The organism is Streptomyces sp. NPDC045778, from assembly GCF_056431945.1.
The window spans coordinates 276,604-295,119 of the sequence record NZ_JBWKJZ010000010.1; the positions used below are offsets into that span (position 1 = coordinate 276,604).

Sequence of the window (18,516 nt, forward strand, 5' to 3'; positions counted from 1 at the left end):
GACGGCCGGCCGCCATCCCAGCACGCGCGCACGCGCGCGCGAGGACGCCACTCCCGCCCTGTCACCCGCCCGGTCCACCCCCGCGCGGACCGGGCGGGTGCCTAGAGCGGCATCAGGTCGGGCCGCTTCGCCGCCACGTGGTCGCCCGAGGACTCGCCGCGCAGCCGCCTGCCGATCCACGGGACCAGGTGCTCGCGGGCCCAGTGGATGTCGTCGCGGCGCTCCTCCAGGGTGCCGCGCGGCGGCAGCGGCGGCCACGCCTGGTCCGGGTCGGCAGGCACGGGGATGCCGAGCACCTGGGCCGCGCGCAGCGCCACGCGCGTGTGGCCGTCGGGCGACAGGTGCAGGCGGTCGGTGTCCCAGGCCCGTCGGTCCTGCACGGTCTTCAGCGACCACAGGTCGAGCACCGGGCAGCCGTAGCGGTCGGCGACCGCGCGGACGTGGCCGTTGTACGTGGCGATCTTGCCGCGCAGATGCTTGAGGAGGGCCACGCCGCGGGTGTCGAAGCCGGTGGTCACCACGACGGTGCCGACGGCCGACGAGAGGTCGGCGACGGCCCGCTCGAAGCGCTCGGCCACGTCGTCCGGGTCGGTGCCGGGGCGGATGATGTCGTTGCCGCCGGCGGCGAACGTCACCAGGTCCGGGGCCAGCTTTTTGGCCCGCGGTACCTGGTCCGCGACGATCTGGTCGAGCAGCTTGCCGCGCACCGCCAGGTTCGCGTAGCGGAACGTGTGCTCCGGTACCAGGTCGTCGAGCAGGACGGCCAGCCGGTCGGCCCAGCCGACGAAGGTTCCGTCGGGCCCGGGGTCCCCCACGCCCTCGGTGAAGCTGTCGCCGACCGCTGCGTAGGAGGTGATGGTCTCTGTGGGTACGTTCTTGACGAAGGGTGTCGACTCTGCTGTCACATCGCCCCATCTTTCCTTCCGTCAAGTGACCTACGCCACCGTAATATGGGGTTGACGTGGCGTGAGATAAGCCATTGGTCAAGATTGCGCCAACCCGGAATACCCAGGCCTAGGGCCTGTCCGGTGGGTCGGCGTGGAGCAAGGAGCGGCGTCTGGTGCGTGCGATCGCAAGGCGCCGGGATGTCCTCGTAGCGGAGCTACTAGGGCATTTCGGCAACGCGGCGAGCGTGCGTGCCAGGCGTCGCGACGCCGCGCCGACCCATCGGACAGACCCTAGGACACCGGTGTGGCTGCCGGGGCCCGCCGCAGCCGGAAGACCGCCGCGTCCAGGTCCCCGCTGAGGCCGGTGCGCAGGCCGTGGTGCAGCAGGACCGCGCCCCGGTGCACCGCGCCGGTGTCCCGGCACACGTACGCCGCCGCGGGGTCGAGTGCCCGCAGGCGCACCGGGGCGGGCTCCTCGCCGTAGGCCTGCGCCCGCAGCCAGGCGAGCACGACGGCGTCGTCGCCCCGTACGTACTGCACCGCGCTGAGCCCCTCGCCGGGCGCCCGCAGGCGGTGCAGCTCGCCGAGCTGCACGACGGGCCTGATCTCCTTGTACAGCTCCACCCAGCGGCGCGCCTCGGCCAGCTCCGCCTCGCTCCACCGCGCGAGGTCGCCGCCGATGCCGAGCACCCCGGCCATGGCGCTGACGAACCGGAACCGCAGCGGGCTGACCCGCCCGTTGAGCTGGGTGTTGGGGCTGTCGGTGACCCAGGCCGCCATCACGCGCGCGGGGTGCACCTGACTGAACCCGTGCTGGATGGTGAGGCGGTCCGCAGGGTCGGTGTTGTCCGAGGTCCACACCTGGTCCGTACGGGCCAGGATGCCGAGGTCGACCCGGCCGCCGCCGCCCGAGCAGGACTCGAAGGCGACCGACGGGTGCGCGGCCCGGAGCCGGTCGATGAGGCCGTAGAGAGCGTGCACATGAGCGGACCACAGGCGCTCCGGATGAGGCTCGCCGGGCCAGCCGGGGTCCGTGAAGCAGCGGTTGAAGTCCCACTTCACATAGTCGATCGGGGCGCCGGACAGGAGCCCGTCCAGCTGCTCCCACAGGTACTCCCGCACGTCCTCGCGCGCGATGTTGAGGACGAGCTGGTTGCGGAACTCCGTACGGCTGCGGCCCGGGTGGTGCTGCACCCAGTCGGGGTGCGCGCGGTACAGGTCGCTGTCCGCGTTCACCATCTCCGGCTCCACCCAGATCCCGAACCGCATGCCCAGGTCGTGCACATGGTCCGCGAGCGGCTTCAGACCCTCCGGGAACCGCTCCGGGTTCGGCGTCCAGTCGCCGAGCCCGGCCCGGTCGCAGACCCGCCGGCCGAACCAGGCGTCGTCGACGACGAACAGCTCGACGCCCAGCTCCGCGGCCCGCCCGGCGAGGTCGCGCTGCTGCCCTTCGGAGATGTCGAACCCGGTGGCCTCCCAGGAGTTGTAGAGCACGGGCCGCACCGCGCCCGCGTCCGGGACGACGTGCGCGCGCTGGTAGGCGTGCCAGGCGCGGCTCGCCCCGCCGAAGCCGCCGTCGCTCCACAGGCCCGCGAACACGGGCGTGACGAGCGCCGTACCGGGTTCGAGGACCTGCTGCCCGGAGTCGTCGTGGCCACAGCCGCCCGTGATCTGCACCGCGCCGTCCGGGAGCCGGTGCACCGCGACGCGCCACGAGCCGGACCAGGCGAGCGCGCAGCCGTAGACCTCGCCGTGCTCCTCGGTGGCGCCGTCGGCGTCGAGCGCCACCCAGGGCAGGTGCTGGTGGCCGGTGTGCCCGCGGCGGCTGCCGATGACCCGCTCCCCGTACGTGAGGCCCGAGCGCACCAGGCGCGACTCGGCGGCCCAGCGCCCGTGCAGCTGGGACAGGCGCCAGTGCTCGCGGCGCGGCAGCGTCCAGGTGGCGGAGTCGGCGCGCAGCACCTCCACCTCCGGTGACCCGGCGGGGCCTTCGTGCTGGACGATCGCGTACCGCTCGACCACGTCGCCGCGCAGCCGGTAGTCGAGCAGGACCGCCAGGTGGTGCAGCGGGTCGGTGAAGTTCAGTTGCAGCTCGTCCTCGTCGTGCCAGGCGCTCTTGAACCGCCACTCCGTGCCCCGCACGCCGCCGCCGCGCACCGACAGCGCGGGCCGCGCGAAGCGGGGGCCGCCCTCGACGGGATACTCCTCGTGCCCGTCGACGCGGGCCTCGAAGGGCCGCTCGGGCGGCAGCGGCGCGGCGGCCAGGGCCTCGGCGTCGGGCAGGGCGATCCGCGGGCCCCAGTGCAGGTGCAACAGCTCGTCGCGGTCGGTGAGGTGGAGTGCGTAGCTGCTGGTGGGCCCCGAGAGGAGCCACGTACGACCGTCCTCGCCGACCTCGATCATCAAACCCCCACAGGTCCTCTGACAGATCTCAACAGCCGCGCGGGCGTACGCACATCTTCGAGCCCGCACGACCACCGGGGCAACGCCCGTGCGCGCTCCGCCACGACTGATTGCCTCAGGAACCCGTGTCGTATCGTCGAAGGCGCGACCACCGGCCGTCGACGGCACACCGCGGCGAGCCGCGCGGTGCCCCGGTCCCGGCCGGTCCGACCGGCGCCGACAAGGCCCGATCCACCCCGATCCACCCCGACCCAGAGGAGAGCCCGTGACCCAGCAGGTTCCGTCGACCGAACCCGAACTCGCCGGTGTGCGCAACTTCCGTGATGTGGGCGGGCTTCCGACCGTCGACGGCCGCCGGGTCCGCCACGGCGTCCTCTTCCGCAGCGGGCACCTCGCGCACGCCACCGCCGCCGACGCCGTGTTCCTCTCCTCGCTCGGCCTGCACACGGTCTTCGACTTCCGCAACGCCGCGGACCAGCGCCTGGAGGGCCCGGACGTGGAGCTGCCGGGCGTGCGCAACGTGAATCTGCCGCTGACCGACCCCGCCGACGGCGCCGCGTTCTGGAAGATGGTGCGCGACGGCGACCTGGACCAGCTGCGCACGGCCCTGTCGGACGGCAAGGCCGCCGAGCGCATGGCGTCCTCGTACCGCACGATCATCCGGGAGCGCACGGCCGAGCACGGCCGGGTGCTGCACGCGCTCGCCGAGGACAGCGTGCCCGCGCTGATGCACTGCGCGGCGGGCAAGGACCGGGCGGGTCTGTCGATCGCCGTCACGCTGCTCGCCGTCGGCGTGGAGCGCGAGGCGATCGAGGCGGACTACCTGGAGTCGAACGCGTCGCACCGCCGCTACAAGGTGCACCGCAGCGGCAGCTCGCCGGACGCCATGTCGGCCGAGGTCATGGAACTGCTCAGCCCGCTCTTCGACGCCCGCGCCGAGTATCTGGCGGCGGCCTTCGCCACCATCGAGCAGACCTGGGGCGACACCGACACCTACCTCACCGAGGGCCTCGGCCTCGCGCCGGTGACCCGCGAGCGGCTGCGCGAGCGGCTCCTGGACTGAGCGGCGCTACTGGTTCTGCCCGCCGAGGACGAACAGCAGATAGATGAAGCCCGCGAACAGGTGGCCCACGGCGACGTACACGATGAGGCGCACCCACAGGGCGCGCGGGAACTTCTCCTCCATGGACATCCGGCGCGCGGGCCGCTGCGGTTCAGATTCCGTCATGTCGGTCTCCCTTGGTAGGGCCGCCGAGGCAGAGCGCGGCGGCGGGGCTCTGCAACAGGGTGTGGACGAACAGGAGGTCGGCGCCGCCGGGGTCCACGGCGGCGATCCGGTGCGGCGTCAGCGAGTCGAAGTGCGCGCTGTCTCCGGGCGCGAGGGTGTACGAGGTGTCGCCGAGGCGCAGGCGAAGGCGGCCCTGGAGGACGTAGAGCCACTCCTCGCCCGGGTGCACGCGCACGATGTCGCCCTGCGCGCCGTGCGGCACGTGCACGCGCAGCGCCTGCATGCCCCGGCCCGGGGAGCCCGCCTGCCAGTACGTCCAGCCACCGGCGGCGGTGGGCTCCATGTCCGGGGCGCGTACGACGGCGTCCCGGTCGGCGGGGGCCTCGCCGAGCAGCTCGGAGACCGTCGTACCGTAGGTACGGGCGAGGGCGAGCAGCATCGGCAGGGACGGCTGGCGCCGGCCGGTCTCCAGACGGGACAGGTGCGCGGGCGAGAGCCCGGCCGCCCGCGCGGCGGCCTCCAGGGTCAGCGCGGCACGGCGGCGCAGCTCACGCAGTTGCGGGGCGACGGCGGGCAGCTCCTCGGCCGCCTCACCGTCGTCCGGGGTGGCAGGGCTCATACCGTCGATTGAGCCAGAGCCTTACCCAGGAGGCAATTTTGTTGCCTCAGAGGCAAAGACCTCCCAGGCGCAGGCCTCGGAGGTTCAGAGGCACAGGCCTCGGAGGTGAGGCCTCACCGGTTCGCCACCGCCTGCTTCACCAGTGTCTTGCCGAAGTCCCAGATCAGCCCGCCCCCGCCGTGCGCCTCGTCCATGACGTCGGTGAACGCCGCGACGAAGCGGTCGACCTCCTTCTCGCCGATGATCAGCGGCGGGATGAGCTTGATGACCTCCAGGTGGTCGCCGGAGACCTGGGTGAGGATCCGGTGCTTCTGAAGCAGCGGCACGACCACCATCTGCGCGAACAGGCCCTTGCGCGCGGCCTGGAGCATCGTCCAGCGGCTGCGCAGCTTCAGGGACCGCGGCCTGCCGAACTCGACGCCGATCATCAGGCCGCGGCCGCGGACGTCGCTGAGCAGCTCGTACTTGTCGACGAGCGCCGCGAGCCGGGCCTTGAGCAGCTCCCCCGTCTCGCGGGCGTTCGCGACGGTCCCCTCGTCCTCCATGACGGCGAGGACCGCGAGGCCGGCCGCCATGGCCTGCGCGTTGGACCCGAAGCTCGCGGAATGGACCAGGACCCGGTCCATGGACGAGTAGACCTTCTTGAAGATCCAGTCCTTGCCGAGGGTCGCGCCGACCGGGACGTAGCCGCCGGACAGCGCCTTGGCCACGCACACCAGGTCGGGCTCGACGCCCTCCTCGTGCTGGTGGGCGTAGAAGGCGCCGGTCCTGCCGAGCCCGGTCTGGACCTCGTCGGCGATCAGAAGCGCCTTGTGCTGGTGGAGGAGGTCCTGGGCGGCGCGCAGATAGCCGGGCGGGGGCTCGTGCACGCCCTTGCCCTGGACCGGCTCGACGATCAGGGCGGCCACGTCGCCGCGCTTCAGCTCCCGGCGCAGCGCGTCGAGGTCGCCGAGCGGGACGGCCGTGTCGGGCAGCAGCGGGGCGAAGCCGTCGCGGAAGCCGCTCTCGCCGTTCACGGACAGGGAGCCGGTGGTCAGGCCGTGGAAGGCGTGCGCGCAGTACAGGATCCGCGGCTTGCCGGTGGCGTAGCGGGCGAACTTCAGGGCGGTCTCGACGGCCTCGGTGCCGCTGTTGCCGAAGAAGACCCGGTCCAGGTACGGGCTGTGCGCGAGCAGCCGCTCGGCGAGGAGCCCGGGCAGCGGCTGGCAGTCGAAGCGGGTCAGGTCGGCGAGGGACGCGTCGAGCACGTCGTGCAGGGCCTTGCGGACCACGGGGTGGTGCCGGCCGAGGCCCATGACGCCGAACCCTGCGAGCATGTCCAGGTAGTCGTGGCCTTCGGCGTCCCAGAAGTAGGCGCCCTCCGCGCGTTCGTAGACCTTGTCGAAGCCGATGGTGTGCAGCATGCGCGGCAGTTGGTGGTTGAGGTGCCGGGTGTGCAGCTCGTACCGCTCGCCGCCGCGCTCGGCGAGCAGTGTGCCGAGGTCGAACTCCTTGCTGGTGCTTGTCATGCTCGGTTCTCCTCGCCGGGTGTCCCGGCTGTCTCCGGGCCGGGTGCCCCGGCCTCCTGCGGGCCGGGTGTCCCGGCCGTCTCCCGTGCGCCGGACCGCGCCGCGTCCTGGCGGGCGATCGTCGCGCTGAGGCGTCCCGCGACCTCGACCGGGGTGAGGCCGATGTCGGCGAGGACCTCGCCGCGCTTGGCGTGCGCGAGGAACTGCTCCGGAATGCCGAAGCGCCGTACGGGGACGTCCACGTCGGCCTCTTCGAGGGCGAGGGCCACGGCCGAGCCGACGCCGCCCGCGCGGCTGTTGTCCTCCACGACCGCGACGAGCCGGTGCCGCGCGGCCAGCGGCGGCAGGGCCGCGTCGACGGGCTTGACCCAGCGCGGGTCGACCACGGTGCAGCCGATGCCCCGCTCGGCGAGGAGTTCCGCGGCCTGGAGGCACACCGGCGCCATCACGCCGACGGCGACGAGCAGGACGTCCGGGGCCGGATCCTGGCGCAGTACGTCCATGGCGCCCACCCGGTCCACGGCTGGGATCGCGGGCCCCACCGACTCCTTGGGGAAGCGCAGCAGGGTCGGCGCGTCGTCGACGTTCACGGCCTCGCGCAGCTGCGCGCGCAGCTGGTCGGCGTCGCGGGGCGCGGCGATCCTGAGGCCCGGCACGACCTGGAGCACGGACATGTCCCACATGCCGTTGTGCGAAGGGCCGTCGGCACCGGTGACCCCGGCCCGGTCGAGTACGAAGGTGACGCCGCACCGGTGCAGCGCCACGTCCATCAGGAGCTGGTCGAAGGCGCGGTTGAGGAAGGTGGCGTAGACGGCGACCACGGGGTGCAGGCCACCGGTGGCGAGCCCGGCGGCGGCCACGGCCGCGTGCTGCTCGGCGATGCCGACGTCCCAGACGCGCTCGGGGTAGGCCGCCGCGAACCCGGTGAGCCCGACGGGGTGCAGCATGGCGGCCGTGAGGGCCACGACGTCCTCGCGCTCGGCCCCGATGCGCACGATCTCCTCGCCGAACACGGAGGTCCAGGACGGGCCGTTGGACGGGGTGAGCGGCTCGCAGGTGAGGGGGTCCATGACGCCGACGGTGTGGAAGCGGTCGGCCTCGTCGGCGAGCGCGGGTTCGTAGCCGCGGCCCTTCTCGGTGAGGCAGTGGATGAGGACCGGGCCGTGGAAGCGCTTCGCGCGGCGCAGCGCGGACTCGACGGCCTTGATGTCGTGCCCGTCGATGGGCCCGACGTACTTCAGGCCGAGGTCCTCGAACATCCCCTGGGGCGCGAAGGCGTCCTTGAAGCCCTTCTTGGCGCCGTGCAGGGACTCGTACAGCGTCCGGCCGACCACGGGGGTGTGCTGGAGGACGTCCTTGCCCCAGGCGAGGACCTTCTCGTAGCTGTCGGTGGTGCGCAGGGTCGCGAGGTGGTTGGCGAGGCCGCCGATGGTGGGGGCGTAGGAGCGCTCGTTGTCGTTGACGACGATGATCAGCGGCTGGTCCTTGGCGGCGGCGATGTTGTTGAGCGCCTCCCAGGCCATGCCGCCGGTGAGCGCGCCGTCGCCGATGACGGCGACGACGTGGCCCCGCTCCCCCAGGACCCGGCGGGCCTTGGCGAGCCCGTCGGCCCAGCCGAGCGCGGTGGACGCGTGGCTGTTCTCGACGATGTCGTGCGCGGACTCCTCGCGCGAGGGGTAGCCGGACAGGCCGCCCTTGCCGCGCAGCTTCGAGAAGTCCTGTCGGCCCGTCAGGAGCTTGTGTACGTAGCTCTGGTGGCCGGTGTCCCACACCAGGCGGTCCACGGGTGACTCGAAGACCCGGTGCAGGGCGATGGTCAGCTCGACCACCCCCAGGTTGGGCCCGAGGTGTCCGCCCGTGCGCGCGACCGCGTGCACCAGGAACTCGCGGATCTCCTCGGCCAGTTCGGCCAGTTCGGACTCGGTCAGCGCCTTCAGGTCGCGCGGCCCTCGGATGGTCTCCAGGATGGTCATGCTCAGGCCCCCTAACTGGTTGTCCTCAGCTCACCGTGACGTCGGGCGCCCCGGACGGGACGCCGGAGGCCTCCATCTGTGCGGCGATCTTCATCGCTTCCTCGATCAGCGTCTCCACGATCTTCGACTCGGGCACCGTCTTGATGACCTCGCCCTTCACGAAGATCTGCCCCTTGCCATTGCCCGACGCCACCCCGAGATCGGCCTCCCGCGCCTCACCCGGACCGTTGACGACACAGCCCATCACCGCCACCCGCAGCGGCACCTCCATGCCCTCAAGGCCCGCCGTCACCTCGTCCGCCAGCTTGTACACATCCACCTGCGCACGCCCGCACGACGGACACGAGACGATCTCCAGCCGCCGCTGCCGCAGGTTCAGCGACTCCAGGATCTGGATGCCGACCTTGACCTCCTCCGCCGGAGGCGCCGACAACGACACCCGGATCGTGTCCCCGATCCCCTCCGACAGCAGAGCACCGAACGCCACCGCCGACTTGATCGTGCCCTGGAACGCCGGACCCGCCTCCGTCACGCCCAGGTGCAGCGGATAGTCACAGGCCGCCGCCAGCTGCCGGTAGGCGTTGACCATCACCACCGGGTCGTTGTGCTTCACCGAGATCTTGATGTCCCGGAAACCGTGCTCCTCGAAGAGCGAGGCCTCCCACAACGCCGACTCCACCAGAGCCTCCGGCGTCGCCTTCCCGTACTTGGCGAGCAGACGCTTGTCGAGCGACCCGGCGTTCACACCGATACGGATCGGGACGCCCGCGGCGGACGCGGCCTTGGCGATCTCCCGCACCTTGTCGTCGAACTGCTTGATGTTGCCCGGGTTCACCCGGACCGCCGCACAGCCCGCGTCGATCGCCGCGAACACGTACTTCGGCTGGAAGTGGATATCCGCGATCACCGGAATCTGCGACTTGCGCGCGATCGTCGCCAGCGCGTCCGCGTCGTCCTGCGTCGGACACGCCACCCGCACGATCTGACACCCCGACGCCGTCAGCTCCGCGATCTGCTGAAGCGTCGCCCCGATGTCCGACGTACGCGTCGTCGTCATCGACTGCACCGACACCGGCGCGCCGCCCCCGACGGCCACCGGTCCGACCTGGACGCGCCGCGTGGTGCGGCGCTCCGCTATCGGGCGGACCGGCGGCTCGGGCAGGCCCAGCGAGACGGGGCCTGAAAGCGTCATGACGTCACCTGTTCCCGGAGACCGTCTCGCGCATGGCGCGCAGCGACTCCTTCAGTGACCCCATCGTGGCGAGCACGGCGGTCGGCTCGTACCCGCAGTGCGCCATGCAGTTGGCGCACCGGTCGTCCTTGCCCCGGCCGTACTTGCTCCAGTCGGTCTTCTCGATCAGCTCACGGTACGTCGGTACGTAGCCGTCGCTCATCAGATAGCAGGGGCGCTGCCAGCCGAAGAGCGAGTAGTTCGGGATCGCCCAGGCCGTGCACTGGAAGTCGACCTTGCCCTCCAGGAAGTCGAGGAACAGCGGCGAGTGGTTCAGGCGCCAGCGGAGCCGGTTGCCGCCGGCGAAGGCCTTCTTGAACAGCTCGCGGGTCTGCTCCACGCCGAGGAAGTGCTCCTGGTCGGGCGCCTTCTCGTAGGCGTAGGCGGGCGACAGCATCATCTCGTCGACCTTCAGGTCGTCGTTGAGGAAGTTCAGGACCTCGATGATGGTCTGCGGGGTGTCCGTGTTGAAGAAGGTGGAGTTGGTGGTCACCCGGAAGCCGCGCCGCTTGGCCTCCTTGATGGCGGCCACGGCCTCGTCGAACACGCCCTCCTTGGCCACGGACTCGTCGTGGCGCTCCCGCATGCCGTCGATGTGCACGGCGAACGCGAAGTACGGCGAGGGCGTGAACTTGTCCATCTTCTTGCGCAGCAGCATGGCGTTCGTGCACAAGAAGACGTACTTCTTCTTGGCCACCAACTGGCGCACGATCTCATCGATCTGAGGGTGCATCAGCGGCTCACCGCCCGCGATGGACACCATCGGCGCCCCGGACTCAAGGACGGCGCCCACGGCCTGGGCCACCGGCATGCGCTGCTTGAGCACACCGGCCGGGTGCTGGATCTTGCCGCAGCCCTCGCACTTCAGATTGCAGGCGAACAACGGCTCCAACTCGACGATCAAAGGAAACTTGTCACGCTTGCGCAGCTTCTGTTCAAAGAGATAGGTAGCGACCTTGATGGACTGGCGCAGCGGCATGGCCATATCTGGCTCACCTCCGGGGGAGCGGCGAAGATCGGTGCCATTCGAAAAAAGCGGGAAGCACGGCGCGGAGCACGCGGAAAGCCGATATTCCACCGCGGACCGTGCCGATGCGGACGAGTTCGTGCTGGGGGGCGTCGACGACCACCCGGACGGCCGCAACCGGCCGGGGTCCGGCCGTGACGGCACTGCGCAGCGTGACGGCGGACTCCATGTCGACCGCGATCGCGCCGGTGGCGAGCAGATCGCCGCGTTCGTGGCCGCGGACGACGTGGTCGGAGCCCGTGAGCGGGCCGGTGTGCACGGTGCGGCCCGGCACGGCCCGCACCAGCTCCTCGACCAGGAGCGCGGTGCCCGCACACGGGGTGCGGCCGCCGTCGTGCCGGGTCTCGTCGGCGACGACGAGGTCACCGGGGTGCATGCCGGGGGCGAGCCCCGCGCAGAAGCCGGTGGCCACGACCGCCGCGTCGCGCAGGGAGTCCTTGCCGAGCGCCCGGGTCACGGCACGCTCGGCGGCCCTGGGGCCCATGCCCGTGCGCAGCACCGTCACGGGCCCGCGGGCCCCGCCGCGGTCGCCGGTGCGCAGGGCGAGCCGCTCGATGCCGAGCGCGCAGGCCACGAGCAGCGGAGCGGGCCCCGGCCGGGCCGGGTCCGTGCTCATCAGCTGCCCTTGCCCGGGCCGCCGACGGACGGCTCGCCGTGCACGTACCGGCCGAGGGCGGTCAGCGGAAAGACCTGCCGGTACAGGTGGTAGTTGATCGAGAAGTCCCAGGGGAAGCCGGTGCCGGTGAAGTACGGCTCGTCCCAGGAGCCGTCCTCGCGCTGGCTCTCGGCCAGCCAGGCCACGCCCCGCTCGACCGCCTTGGAGTCGCGCTCCCCCGCGGCGAGCAGCGCGATCAGCGCCCACGCGGTCTGCGAGGCGGTGGACGCGCCGTGCCCGATCCACCGCTCGTCGCGGTACGAGCGCAGGTCCTCGCCCCAGCCGCCGTCGTCGTTCTGCACCGACTCCAGCCAGCCGACCGCCCGGCGGATCGCCGGGTGCGCGGCGGGCAGGCCCGCCGCGACGAGGGCGGGCACCACGGAGCCCGTGCCGTAGACGTAGTTGACGCCCCAGCGGCCGAACCAGGCGCCGTTCGCCTCTTGTTCGGCGAGGAGCCACTCGACGCCGCGGCGGGTGCGCGGGTCGTGGGACTTGCCCTCGTAGGCGAGCATCTCCACGACGTGCGCGGTGACGTCGGCGGACGGCGGGTCGATGACCTCGCCGAAGTCGCAGAACGGCAGCTTGTTCGGCAGCGGGCTGGTGTTGTCGACGTCGAAGGCGGCCCAGGCGCCGTTGCGCGACTGCATGCCCAGGTTCCAGTGCACGCCGCGGGCGATGGCGCTGTCCATCCGGCGCCGGTCCGGGTGGGCGACGCGGCGCAGCGCGAGGACGACCTCGGCGGTGTCGTCGATGTCGGGGTAGTTGTCGTTGTGGAACTCGAACGCCCAGCCGCCCGGCGTGAGATGGGGCCTTCGCACCGACCAGTCGCCGGGCCTGACGATCTGCTCGCCCAGCATCCAGTCGGCGGCCTTGACCAGCTGCGGATGGTCGGCGGGCACCCCGGCGTCGGCGAGGGCGATCGTGGCGAGGCAGGTGTCCCACACCGGGGACTGACAGGCCTCGATCATCCGCGAGCCGTCCTCGCGCCACACCGCGAACCGGTCGAGCGACTCGATGCCCGCCTTGAGGACGGGGTGGTCGAGGTCGTAGCCGAGCAGGTGCAGGGCGATGATCGAGTACACGGCCGGGGGCTGGATGCCGCCCCAGCAGCCGTCGTTCTCCTGTCGCTCGATGATCCAGCGCGCGGCGCTGTTCATCGCGGCCTTGCGCAGGGTGCGCGGCGCGACCTTGTGGTAGACGTGCAGCGCCTTGTCCAGGCGCTGGAAGACGCCGTCCCAGCTCGCCACGGGAGCAAGGGGTCTGGGCGGGTTCGGCACGCCCGGGTCGGTGTGCAGCTCGTCGAGCGGGAAGGGCGCGGGGCGGACCGGGCGCTTCGCGGAGACGATGGTGAGCGGCACGATGGTCTGCCGCGCCCAGCAGCCGAAGTCGTAGATGTTGAGCGGGAACCACTTCGGGAAGTAGAGCAGCTCCGGCGGGAGTTCGGGCAGGTCGTCCCACTTCCACCAGCCGAAGAGGGCGAGCCAGATCCGGGTGAAGACCCGGGCCGCGGCGATGCCGCCCTGCTCGCGGATCCAGGCGGAGGCCTTGGCCATGTGGGGCGCGTCCGGCGCGTCCCCGGCCAGGCGCAGGGCCACATAGGCCTCGATGGTGGCGGAGAGCACGCCGGGGCCGCCGTAGAAGCTGGCCCAGGTGCCGTCGTCGCGCTGCTCGCCGCGGATGAAGAGGGCGGCGGCGCGCGTGGTGGGCTCGTCCCTGATGCCGAGGAACTGGCGGAGCAGCAGGTCCTCGGCGTCCATGGTCACGTTCGTTTCCAGGTCGCCCTTCCACCATCCCTGGGCGTCCTGGCGGGACAGCAGGAACGCCGTGGAGCGCTCCACGGCACGTTTGGCGGCTTCCGGTGCCCCGGCCGCCCCGGGGGTCGTGTCAGGTGTTTCGGTGGCCGAGGCCGCGCGGGGCGTCACCGCTCCGGTGGAACCGTCGGTCGTCGCTGTCATGGCTTCCCCTTCGATGCAGTGCTTCTCTGCTGGGTCCGCCGTCGGACACCGCCCGCACCGGGACGGTGTTCGGCGACTGCGAGTCAGGTGTGCCCGATAGTGATCATCTCTTTCGTACGACGACGAAGTCGGCGAGCGCGGTGAGCTGCGCCCGCACCAGGTCCGGCATCTGGACCGCGTCCAGGGCCTCGATGGCGACGGCGTGCTGCCGTCGCGCCTCCTCGGCGGTCCACTCGCGGCCGCCCGCCTCCTCGATGAGTGCGGCGCGCGCGGCGAACTCCTCCTCGGAGAAGCTGTCGAAGTCGTTGCTCTTGGCGTCGGCGGCGAGCAGTTCGCCGAGCCGCTCGGAGGCGGGACCGCCCGCCGCGAGCGCGGCGACGACCGGCAGCGACTTCTTGCGCTGGCGCAGGTCGCTCCAGGTCTGCTTGCCGGTGGCCTCCGGGTCGCCCCAGATGCCGAGCAGGTCGTCGACGGCCTGGAAGGCGAGCCCGAGGTGGTAGCCGTACTTCTCCAGGGTGTCGGCGGTGGCGTCGTCGGCGCCGCCGAGGACCGCGCCGATGGAGACCGCGCAGGCGAGCAGGGCGCCGGTCTTGTTGCCCTCCATCTCCAGGCACTCCTCGACGGTGACCCGCTCGCGGTGCTCGTAGGAGATGTCCTGCGCCTGGCCGTCGATGAGGGCGCGCGTCGCGGTGGTGAGACGGCGCGTGGCCCGGCCGGCCTCGACGGTGCCGATCTCCAGGAGGATCTCGTTGGCGAGGGCGAAGAGCGCGTCGCCGACCAGGATGGCCTGGGCGGGGCCGTGGACCTTCCACACGGTGTCGCGGTGGCGGCGCTGCTCGTCGCCGTCCATCAGGTCGTCGTGCAGGAGCGAGAAGTTGTGGACCAGTTCGACGGCCACCGCGCCGGGCACGCCGACCTCGGGGCCCGCGCCCGCGGCCTCGGCGGAGAGCAGCGCGAGCGCCGGGCGCACGGCCTTGCCGCCGTCGCCGTCGGCCGGGTTGCCTGCGGCGTCGATCCAGCCGAAGTGGTAGGCGGCGACGGTGTCCATGGGCGGCGCGAGCCGGTCCACGGCGGACCGCAGCACCGGGGTGGCCAGTGTCCGGCCCCGCTCGAGCAGCGCGGTCACGTCCACAGCGGCCGGTTGGGCCGAGGGAACAGTCGGCACAGTCTCTCCTCTGATTCCGGTGCGGGGGTTCTGGGACGGCCCCAGAAGGTCGAGGGTCACGCCGCCTCCTCGAAAAGGTGGTCGCGCGGGCGGTCGAGCGCGGTCAGCGCCGCCCTGGCGGCACTGATACCGCTGCGAACAGCGCTTTCCATCGTCGCGGGCCAGCCGGTGGCGGTCCACGCGCCGGCCAGGTAGAGCCCGCGCGCCTTGGTGTGCGCGCCCGGTCGCAGGCGGCCGACGCCCGGCGTCGGCGCGAACGTCGCCGTGCGCTCCCGGGTCACGAAGAAGTCCAGGACCCGCGCGCCGTGCGCGGCGGGCAGCAGGCGCTCCAGCTCCGGCAGATAGCGCTCCCTGAGCGCCGCCACGGGGGCGTCGATCTCGTCCTGGGCGGCCGACTGGGACAGCGCGAGGTACTGGCCCGTGCCCAGGCCGGAGGCCTCGGTCCGGTCGAAGACCCACTGGACGGGCGTGCCGAGCGCGGCGAAGAAGGGCCGCTTGAGGACCTTGCGGTCGTACACCACGTGGACGTTGAGGATCGGCGCGGTGTCGATGCCGAGCAGCCGGTCCGGGTCGTCGAGCGCGCCCTCCGGGAGCAGGTCGTGCGTCTCGGCCTGCGGCACGGCGAGCACGACGGTATCGGCCTCGATGCGCTCACCGGGAACCTCCACGCGCCAACCGCCGTTCTTAAGTGGCGAGATGGAGGTGACACGTGTTCGCAGTTCGGTACGGACGCCCGCGGAGTCGAGCGCCTTGCGGGCCAGGCGGTCATGGAGTTCACCGAGGGGCACCCGGGACCAGCCGATGTCGGCGGCGCCCGGGTCCGAGAGCAGCCCGGTCTTGAACACCATCGCGGCGAGGCCCAGCGAGGCGTCGCCCGCCACGGCGTTCAGGGTGGCGACGCCGACGAGGTCCCACAGGGCCTCGATGGCGCGCGCCGACTGACCGTGCGCCGCCAGCCAGCTGCCGAAGTCCTGGTGGTCGAGCGCCGGATCGGCCGGGTCGAGCCCCTTGAGGGCGAGCGCCGCGCGGCCCACCTGGGCGCGCTCGGCGAGCGACAGATGGGGATACGTGGCGAGGCTCGCGGCCAGGTGCAGCGGCACGGGCAGCGCGGTGCGGCGCAGCCGCCCGAGGCGGTTCCGCTCGGCGTCGAGCACGGGCACGTCCAGGCGGTCCTGAAGCGGTGCGAGGTGTGCGCCTTCGACGCGGTCCAGGAACCAGCGGTAGGCGGTGCAGCAGCGCAGATAGACGTGCTGGCCGTTGTCGACCGTAAGCTCGCCGCGTTGGAAGGAGAAGGCGAGCCCGCCGAGCCGGGGGCGCCCTTCGAGGAGCGTCACGTCGAGTCCGGCGTCGGCGAGGGCGAGCGCGCTGGTGATCCCGGCGAGTCCGCCGCCCACGACGACGGCGGTCGTCCCCGGACGCCCGCCGCTGCGCTCGCCGGGGCGATCCGCTTCCGCGTCACCGCCTGGTCCGGGTCGGCTGTCGTCCTGCCTCATGCGTCCTCCCTTTCGGCGGTTGCAGTCTGGGACGCCAAGGTCATGCGGAGGGTTGCCCGCCGGTCGCGGCGGCCGCTGCCGCCGGTGCCGCGGTCGCGCGTCACGTACGCCTCCTGACGGCCTGGCGTGCGACATTGCGCGCGTCGAGACCGGAGAGACCGCGCACGGCGACGTACGCCTTCTCGCGGCCGGGCAGGGAGACGCGGCCCCGCAGGACCGCTTGCGGATCCCGCTCGATGCGGTCGAGCAGGCGACGGTAGATGCCCGCCATCGCGGCCACGCAGGCGCCGCTGCGCCGGTCGAGCAGGGGCAGGAGGCGGTACCCCTCGGCGAACAGCGCGCGGGCGCGGCGCACTTCGAAGTGCACGAGGCCCGCGAAGTCGGACCCGGCGGGCGGCTCCGGCCCGGCGAACCCGGCGGAGCAGCCGAATTTGGCGAGGTCGTCGCCCGGCAGATAGGTCCGGCCCTCCAGGGCGTCCTCGCGAACGTCCCTGAGGATGTTGGTGAGTTGCAGCGCGAGACCGAGCGTGTCGGCATACTCCGGCGCGCGCTCCGCGTTGGGCGCCCCCGGTTCCGTACCGAACACGCCGAGCGAGAGCCGTCCGATGGCCCCGGCCACGCACCGGCAGTAGACCTTGAGGTCCTCCCAGGTCTCGTACGTCTCACCGCGCACGTCCATCAGGACGCCGTCGATCAGCTCGTCGAGGCCGCCGAGGGGGATCGGGAAGTGCCGCGCGGCGTGGCTGAGCGCCACGGCCACGGGGTCGGTGTCGTCCTCCTCCACCGACCCGTCGTGGACGCGGCCGAGCAGGCTCCGCGTCTCGTCGAGCCGCGCCTGCTTCACGTCCGGCGCGAGCGCGCCGTCCCCGATGTCGTCCACGCGCCGCGAGAACGCGTAGAGCGCGGACATCGCGCGCCGTTTCGGCGTCGGCAGCAACCTGATGCCGTACGCGAAATTACGTGCCTGCTGCCCGGTCACGGCCTCGCAATAGCTGTATGCGGCGAGTACCGGCGCGGACGCGCGGGGTTCTGACTCCACGGTCCGGCTCACCCCTCTCCTCGCAGAACCGCACCCACCTCGCGCAGCAAACGCGGTTTCGTGGGCTTCGGCGGCCTTGGAAGTACGTCGTATCCGGCGGCGGCGATCGCCGAGACGGCCGCCCTCCCCCCTGCCACGAAACCTGCCAGCAGCAGCTTCAGCCTGCCGTGGACGCTACCCACCAGGGGGGTGCCTTCATTCAGGAGGCGACGGGCGCGTTCCGCTTCGAATGCGACCAGTGCGCGCACCGACGCGCCTGCGGTAGGAGCGGCCAGATCCCGTTCCTGGACGTGGAAGCGCTTCATGTCCTCGGCGGGCAGATAGATGCGGTCGCGCCCGATGTCCTCGCGCACGTCCTGGAGGTGCTCCACGATCTGGAGCGCGGTGCAGACGGAGTCCGAGAGCCGGATCCGCTCGGGTGTCGCGGTGCCGGTGATGGCGAGCACGAGGCGCCCCACCGGGTTCGCCGAAAGCTCGCAGTACGCGACGAGGTCGTCGTACGTCTCGTACCGCTTGACGAGCTGGTCCTGGCGGTTGGCCGCGATCAGGCCGAGGAAGGGCTCGGGGGTCAGCTCGCGGCGCCGCACGGTGGGCCGCAGGGCGCGCAGCAGGGGGTGGCCCGGCTCGGGGCCCGGGGCGAAGACCTTGCGCAGGTCGGCCTCGAAGGCGTCCAGGAGGGCGAGCGGGTCGCCGGCGGCCTCGGGGTCCGCGCCCAGGTGGCGGGCGTGGGCGGAGCCGCTGGGCAGGTCCGAGTCGCCGATGTCGTCGACCAGGCGGGCGAAGCCGTACACGGCCATGAGGTCCTCGCGCCAGGCGCGCGGGAGGAAGAAGGGGGCCACGGGGAAGTTCTCGTCCGCGGCTTTGGAGAGGACGGCGGACGCATCGCGTAGCTGGAGATCGTCCGTAGCCATTGCCGTCACATCTCCCGTTCTACACTGCCGACCCAATACATCCTATTTCGGACACGCCGCCAAGGCCCCCCGGCGACGCGGCGTGCCCCACGCCCATCCAGGGAGCGATATCGCCCCACTTGCCGCGAATCAGCACCGGTACAGCTTACGTTGTACAACGGACAGCGCTTCGTCGGGGTGTTCCGCACATCACAAGAACGCACCGATTGGCTTCAATCTTCCCTGAACTCCTGTGACTTGGGAGAAGCGTGATGTCTGAAAACGGGTCAGGGCCCGGCCGGGGTGCCCGGCGGGGCCCTGCTCCATTCGGCCGCGACCAGACGGCGGCCTTCCGGCTACTTGCCGGTGAACTTCTCGTACTCCTTGATGACCTCGTCGGTGGGGCCGTCCATGCGCAGCTCGCCGCGTTCCAGCCACAGGAC

At 72.0% G+C, this 18,516-nt stretch carries 15 protein-coding genes and 1 pseudogene; 1 reads left to right on the plus strand and 15 read right to left on the minus strand.

What is annotated here, in order from left to right; all coding sequences use genetic code 11:
- Window positions 1-101: 101 nt before the first annotated feature.
- Together AC07GB_RS15840 and AC07GB_RS15845 are read right to left on the minus strand one after the other, a co-directional pair.
- On the minus strand, window positions 102-905 hold the full coding sequence (locus tag AC07GB_RS15840) for an SGNH/GDSL hydrolase family protein (protein ID WP_478845634.1): 804 nt from the start codon (window positions 903-905) through the stop codon (window positions 102-104).
- A 273-nt stretch (window positions 906-1,178) separates the two neighbouring features.
- Window positions 1,179-3,290 carry an alpha-galactosidase gene (locus AC07GB_RS15845; protein WP_478845636.1) on the minus strand — a complete coding sequence of 704 codons (2,112 nt, stop codon included), beginning with the start codon at window positions 3,288-3,290 and terminating at the stop codon, window positions 1,179-1,181.
- 265 nt (window positions 3,291-3,555) lie between these two features.
- On the opposite strand from AC07GB_RS15845, the gene AC07GB_RS15850 reads away from it, so the two are divergent.
- The gene (locus AC07GB_RS15850; protein ID WP_478845638.1) at window positions 3,556-4,353 is read left to right on the plus strand and encodes a tyrosine-protein phosphatase; all 798 of its coding nucleotides are present in this window, start codon (window positions 3,556-3,558) and stop codon (window positions 4,351-4,353) included.
- Window positions 4,354-4,359: 6 nt separating this feature from the next.
- Here AC07GB_RS15850 and AC07GB_RS15855 read toward each other — a convergent pair whose 3' ends face one another.
- The 13 genes and pseudogenes from AC07GB_RS15855 to AC07GB_RS15915 form a co-directional block, all read right to left on the minus strand.
- Window positions 4,360-4,518, minus strand: coding sequence for a DUF6126 family protein (locus AC07GB_RS15855; RefSeq protein ID WP_478845640.1), 159 nt, complete (start codon window positions 4,516-4,518; stop codon window positions 4,360-4,362).
- Window positions 4,505-5,137: a helix-turn-helix domain-containing protein gene (locus AC07GB_RS15860; RefSeq protein ID WP_478845642.1), complete on the minus strand. Its 633-nt coding sequence runs from the start codon at window positions 5,135-5,137 to the stop codon at window positions 4,505-4,507. The genes AC07GB_RS15855 and AC07GB_RS15860 overlap by 14 nt, the downstream gene beginning before the upstream one ends.
- Window positions 5,138-5,250: 113 nt before the next feature.
- Entirely contained in the window at window positions 5,251-6,645 is a 1,395-nt protein-coding gene (locus AC07GB_RS15865; RefSeq protein WP_478845644.1) for an aspartate aminotransferase family protein, read from the minus strand.
- Window positions 6,642-8,618 (minus strand): 1-deoxy-D-xylulose-5-phosphate synthase, encoded by a 1,977-nt coding sequence (gene dxs, locus AC07GB_RS15870; protein WP_478845646.1) that lies wholly within the window; start codon window positions 8,616-8,618, stop codon window positions 6,642-6,644. The genes AC07GB_RS15865 and dxs overlap by 4 nt, the downstream gene beginning before the upstream one ends.
- Before the next feature lie 25 nt (window positions 8,619-8,643).
- Window positions 8,644-9,810 carry a flavodoxin-dependent (E)-4-hydroxy-3-methylbut-2-enyl-diphosphate synthase gene (ispG, locus tag AC07GB_RS15875; protein ID WP_478845648.1) on the minus strand — a complete coding sequence of 389 codons (1,167 nt, stop codon included), beginning with the start codon at window positions 9,808-9,810 and terminating at the stop codon, window positions 8,644-8,646.
- 4 nt (window positions 9,811-9,814) lie between these two features.
- Window positions 9,815-10,834: an adenosyl-hopene transferase HpnH gene (gene hpnH, locus AC07GB_RS15880; RefSeq protein ID WP_478845650.1), complete on the minus strand. Its 1,020-nt coding sequence runs from the start codon at window positions 10,832-10,834 to the stop codon at window positions 9,815-9,817.
- Between the two features lie 7 nt (window positions 10,835-10,841).
- A complete protein-coding gene (locus AC07GB_RS15885; RefSeq protein WP_478845652.1) occupies window positions 10,842-11,492 on the minus strand; it encodes a phosphorylase family protein in 651 nt (216 codons plus the stop codon).
- Window positions 11,492-13,486 (minus strand): squalene--hopene cyclase, encoded by a 1,995-nt coding sequence (gene shc / locus AC07GB_RS15890; RefSeq protein ID WP_478845654.1) that lies wholly within the window; start codon window positions 13,484-13,486, stop codon window positions 11,492-11,494. Before shc ends, AC07GB_RS15885 begins: the two co-directional genes overlap by 1 nt.
- 103 nt (window positions 13,487-13,589) lie before the next feature.
- Complete coding sequence (locus tag AC07GB_RS15895) at window positions 13,590-14,711, minus strand: polyprenyl synthetase family protein (RefSeq protein WP_478845656.1); 1,122 nt, start codon at window positions 14,709-14,711, stop codon at window positions 13,590-13,592.
- Window positions 14,708-16,144 (minus strand): hydroxysqualene dehydroxylase HpnE, encoded by a 1,437-nt coding sequence (hpnE, locus tag AC07GB_RS15900; protein ID WP_478845658.1) that lies wholly within the window; start codon window positions 16,142-16,144, stop codon window positions 14,708-14,710. Before hpnE ends, AC07GB_RS15895 begins: the two co-directional genes overlap by 4 nt.
- A gap of 100 nt (window positions 16,145-16,244) precedes the next feature.
- A complete protein-coding gene (hpnD, locus tag AC07GB_RS15905) occupies window positions 16,245-17,195 on the minus strand; it encodes a presqualene diphosphate synthase HpnD (protein ID WP_478845660.1) in 951 nt (316 codons plus the stop codon).
- A complete protein-coding gene (gene hpnC / locus AC07GB_RS15910) occupies window positions 17,192-18,094 on the minus strand; it encodes a squalene synthase HpnC (protein ID WP_478845662.1) in 903 nt (300 codons plus the stop codon). The genes hpnD and hpnC overlap by 4 nt, the downstream gene beginning before the upstream one ends.
- 335 nt (window positions 18,095-18,429) lie before the next feature.
- Window positions 18,430-18,516 (minus strand): annotated as a pseudogene (locus tag AC07GB_RS15915) (ABC transporter ATP-binding protein); the annotation flags it as partial.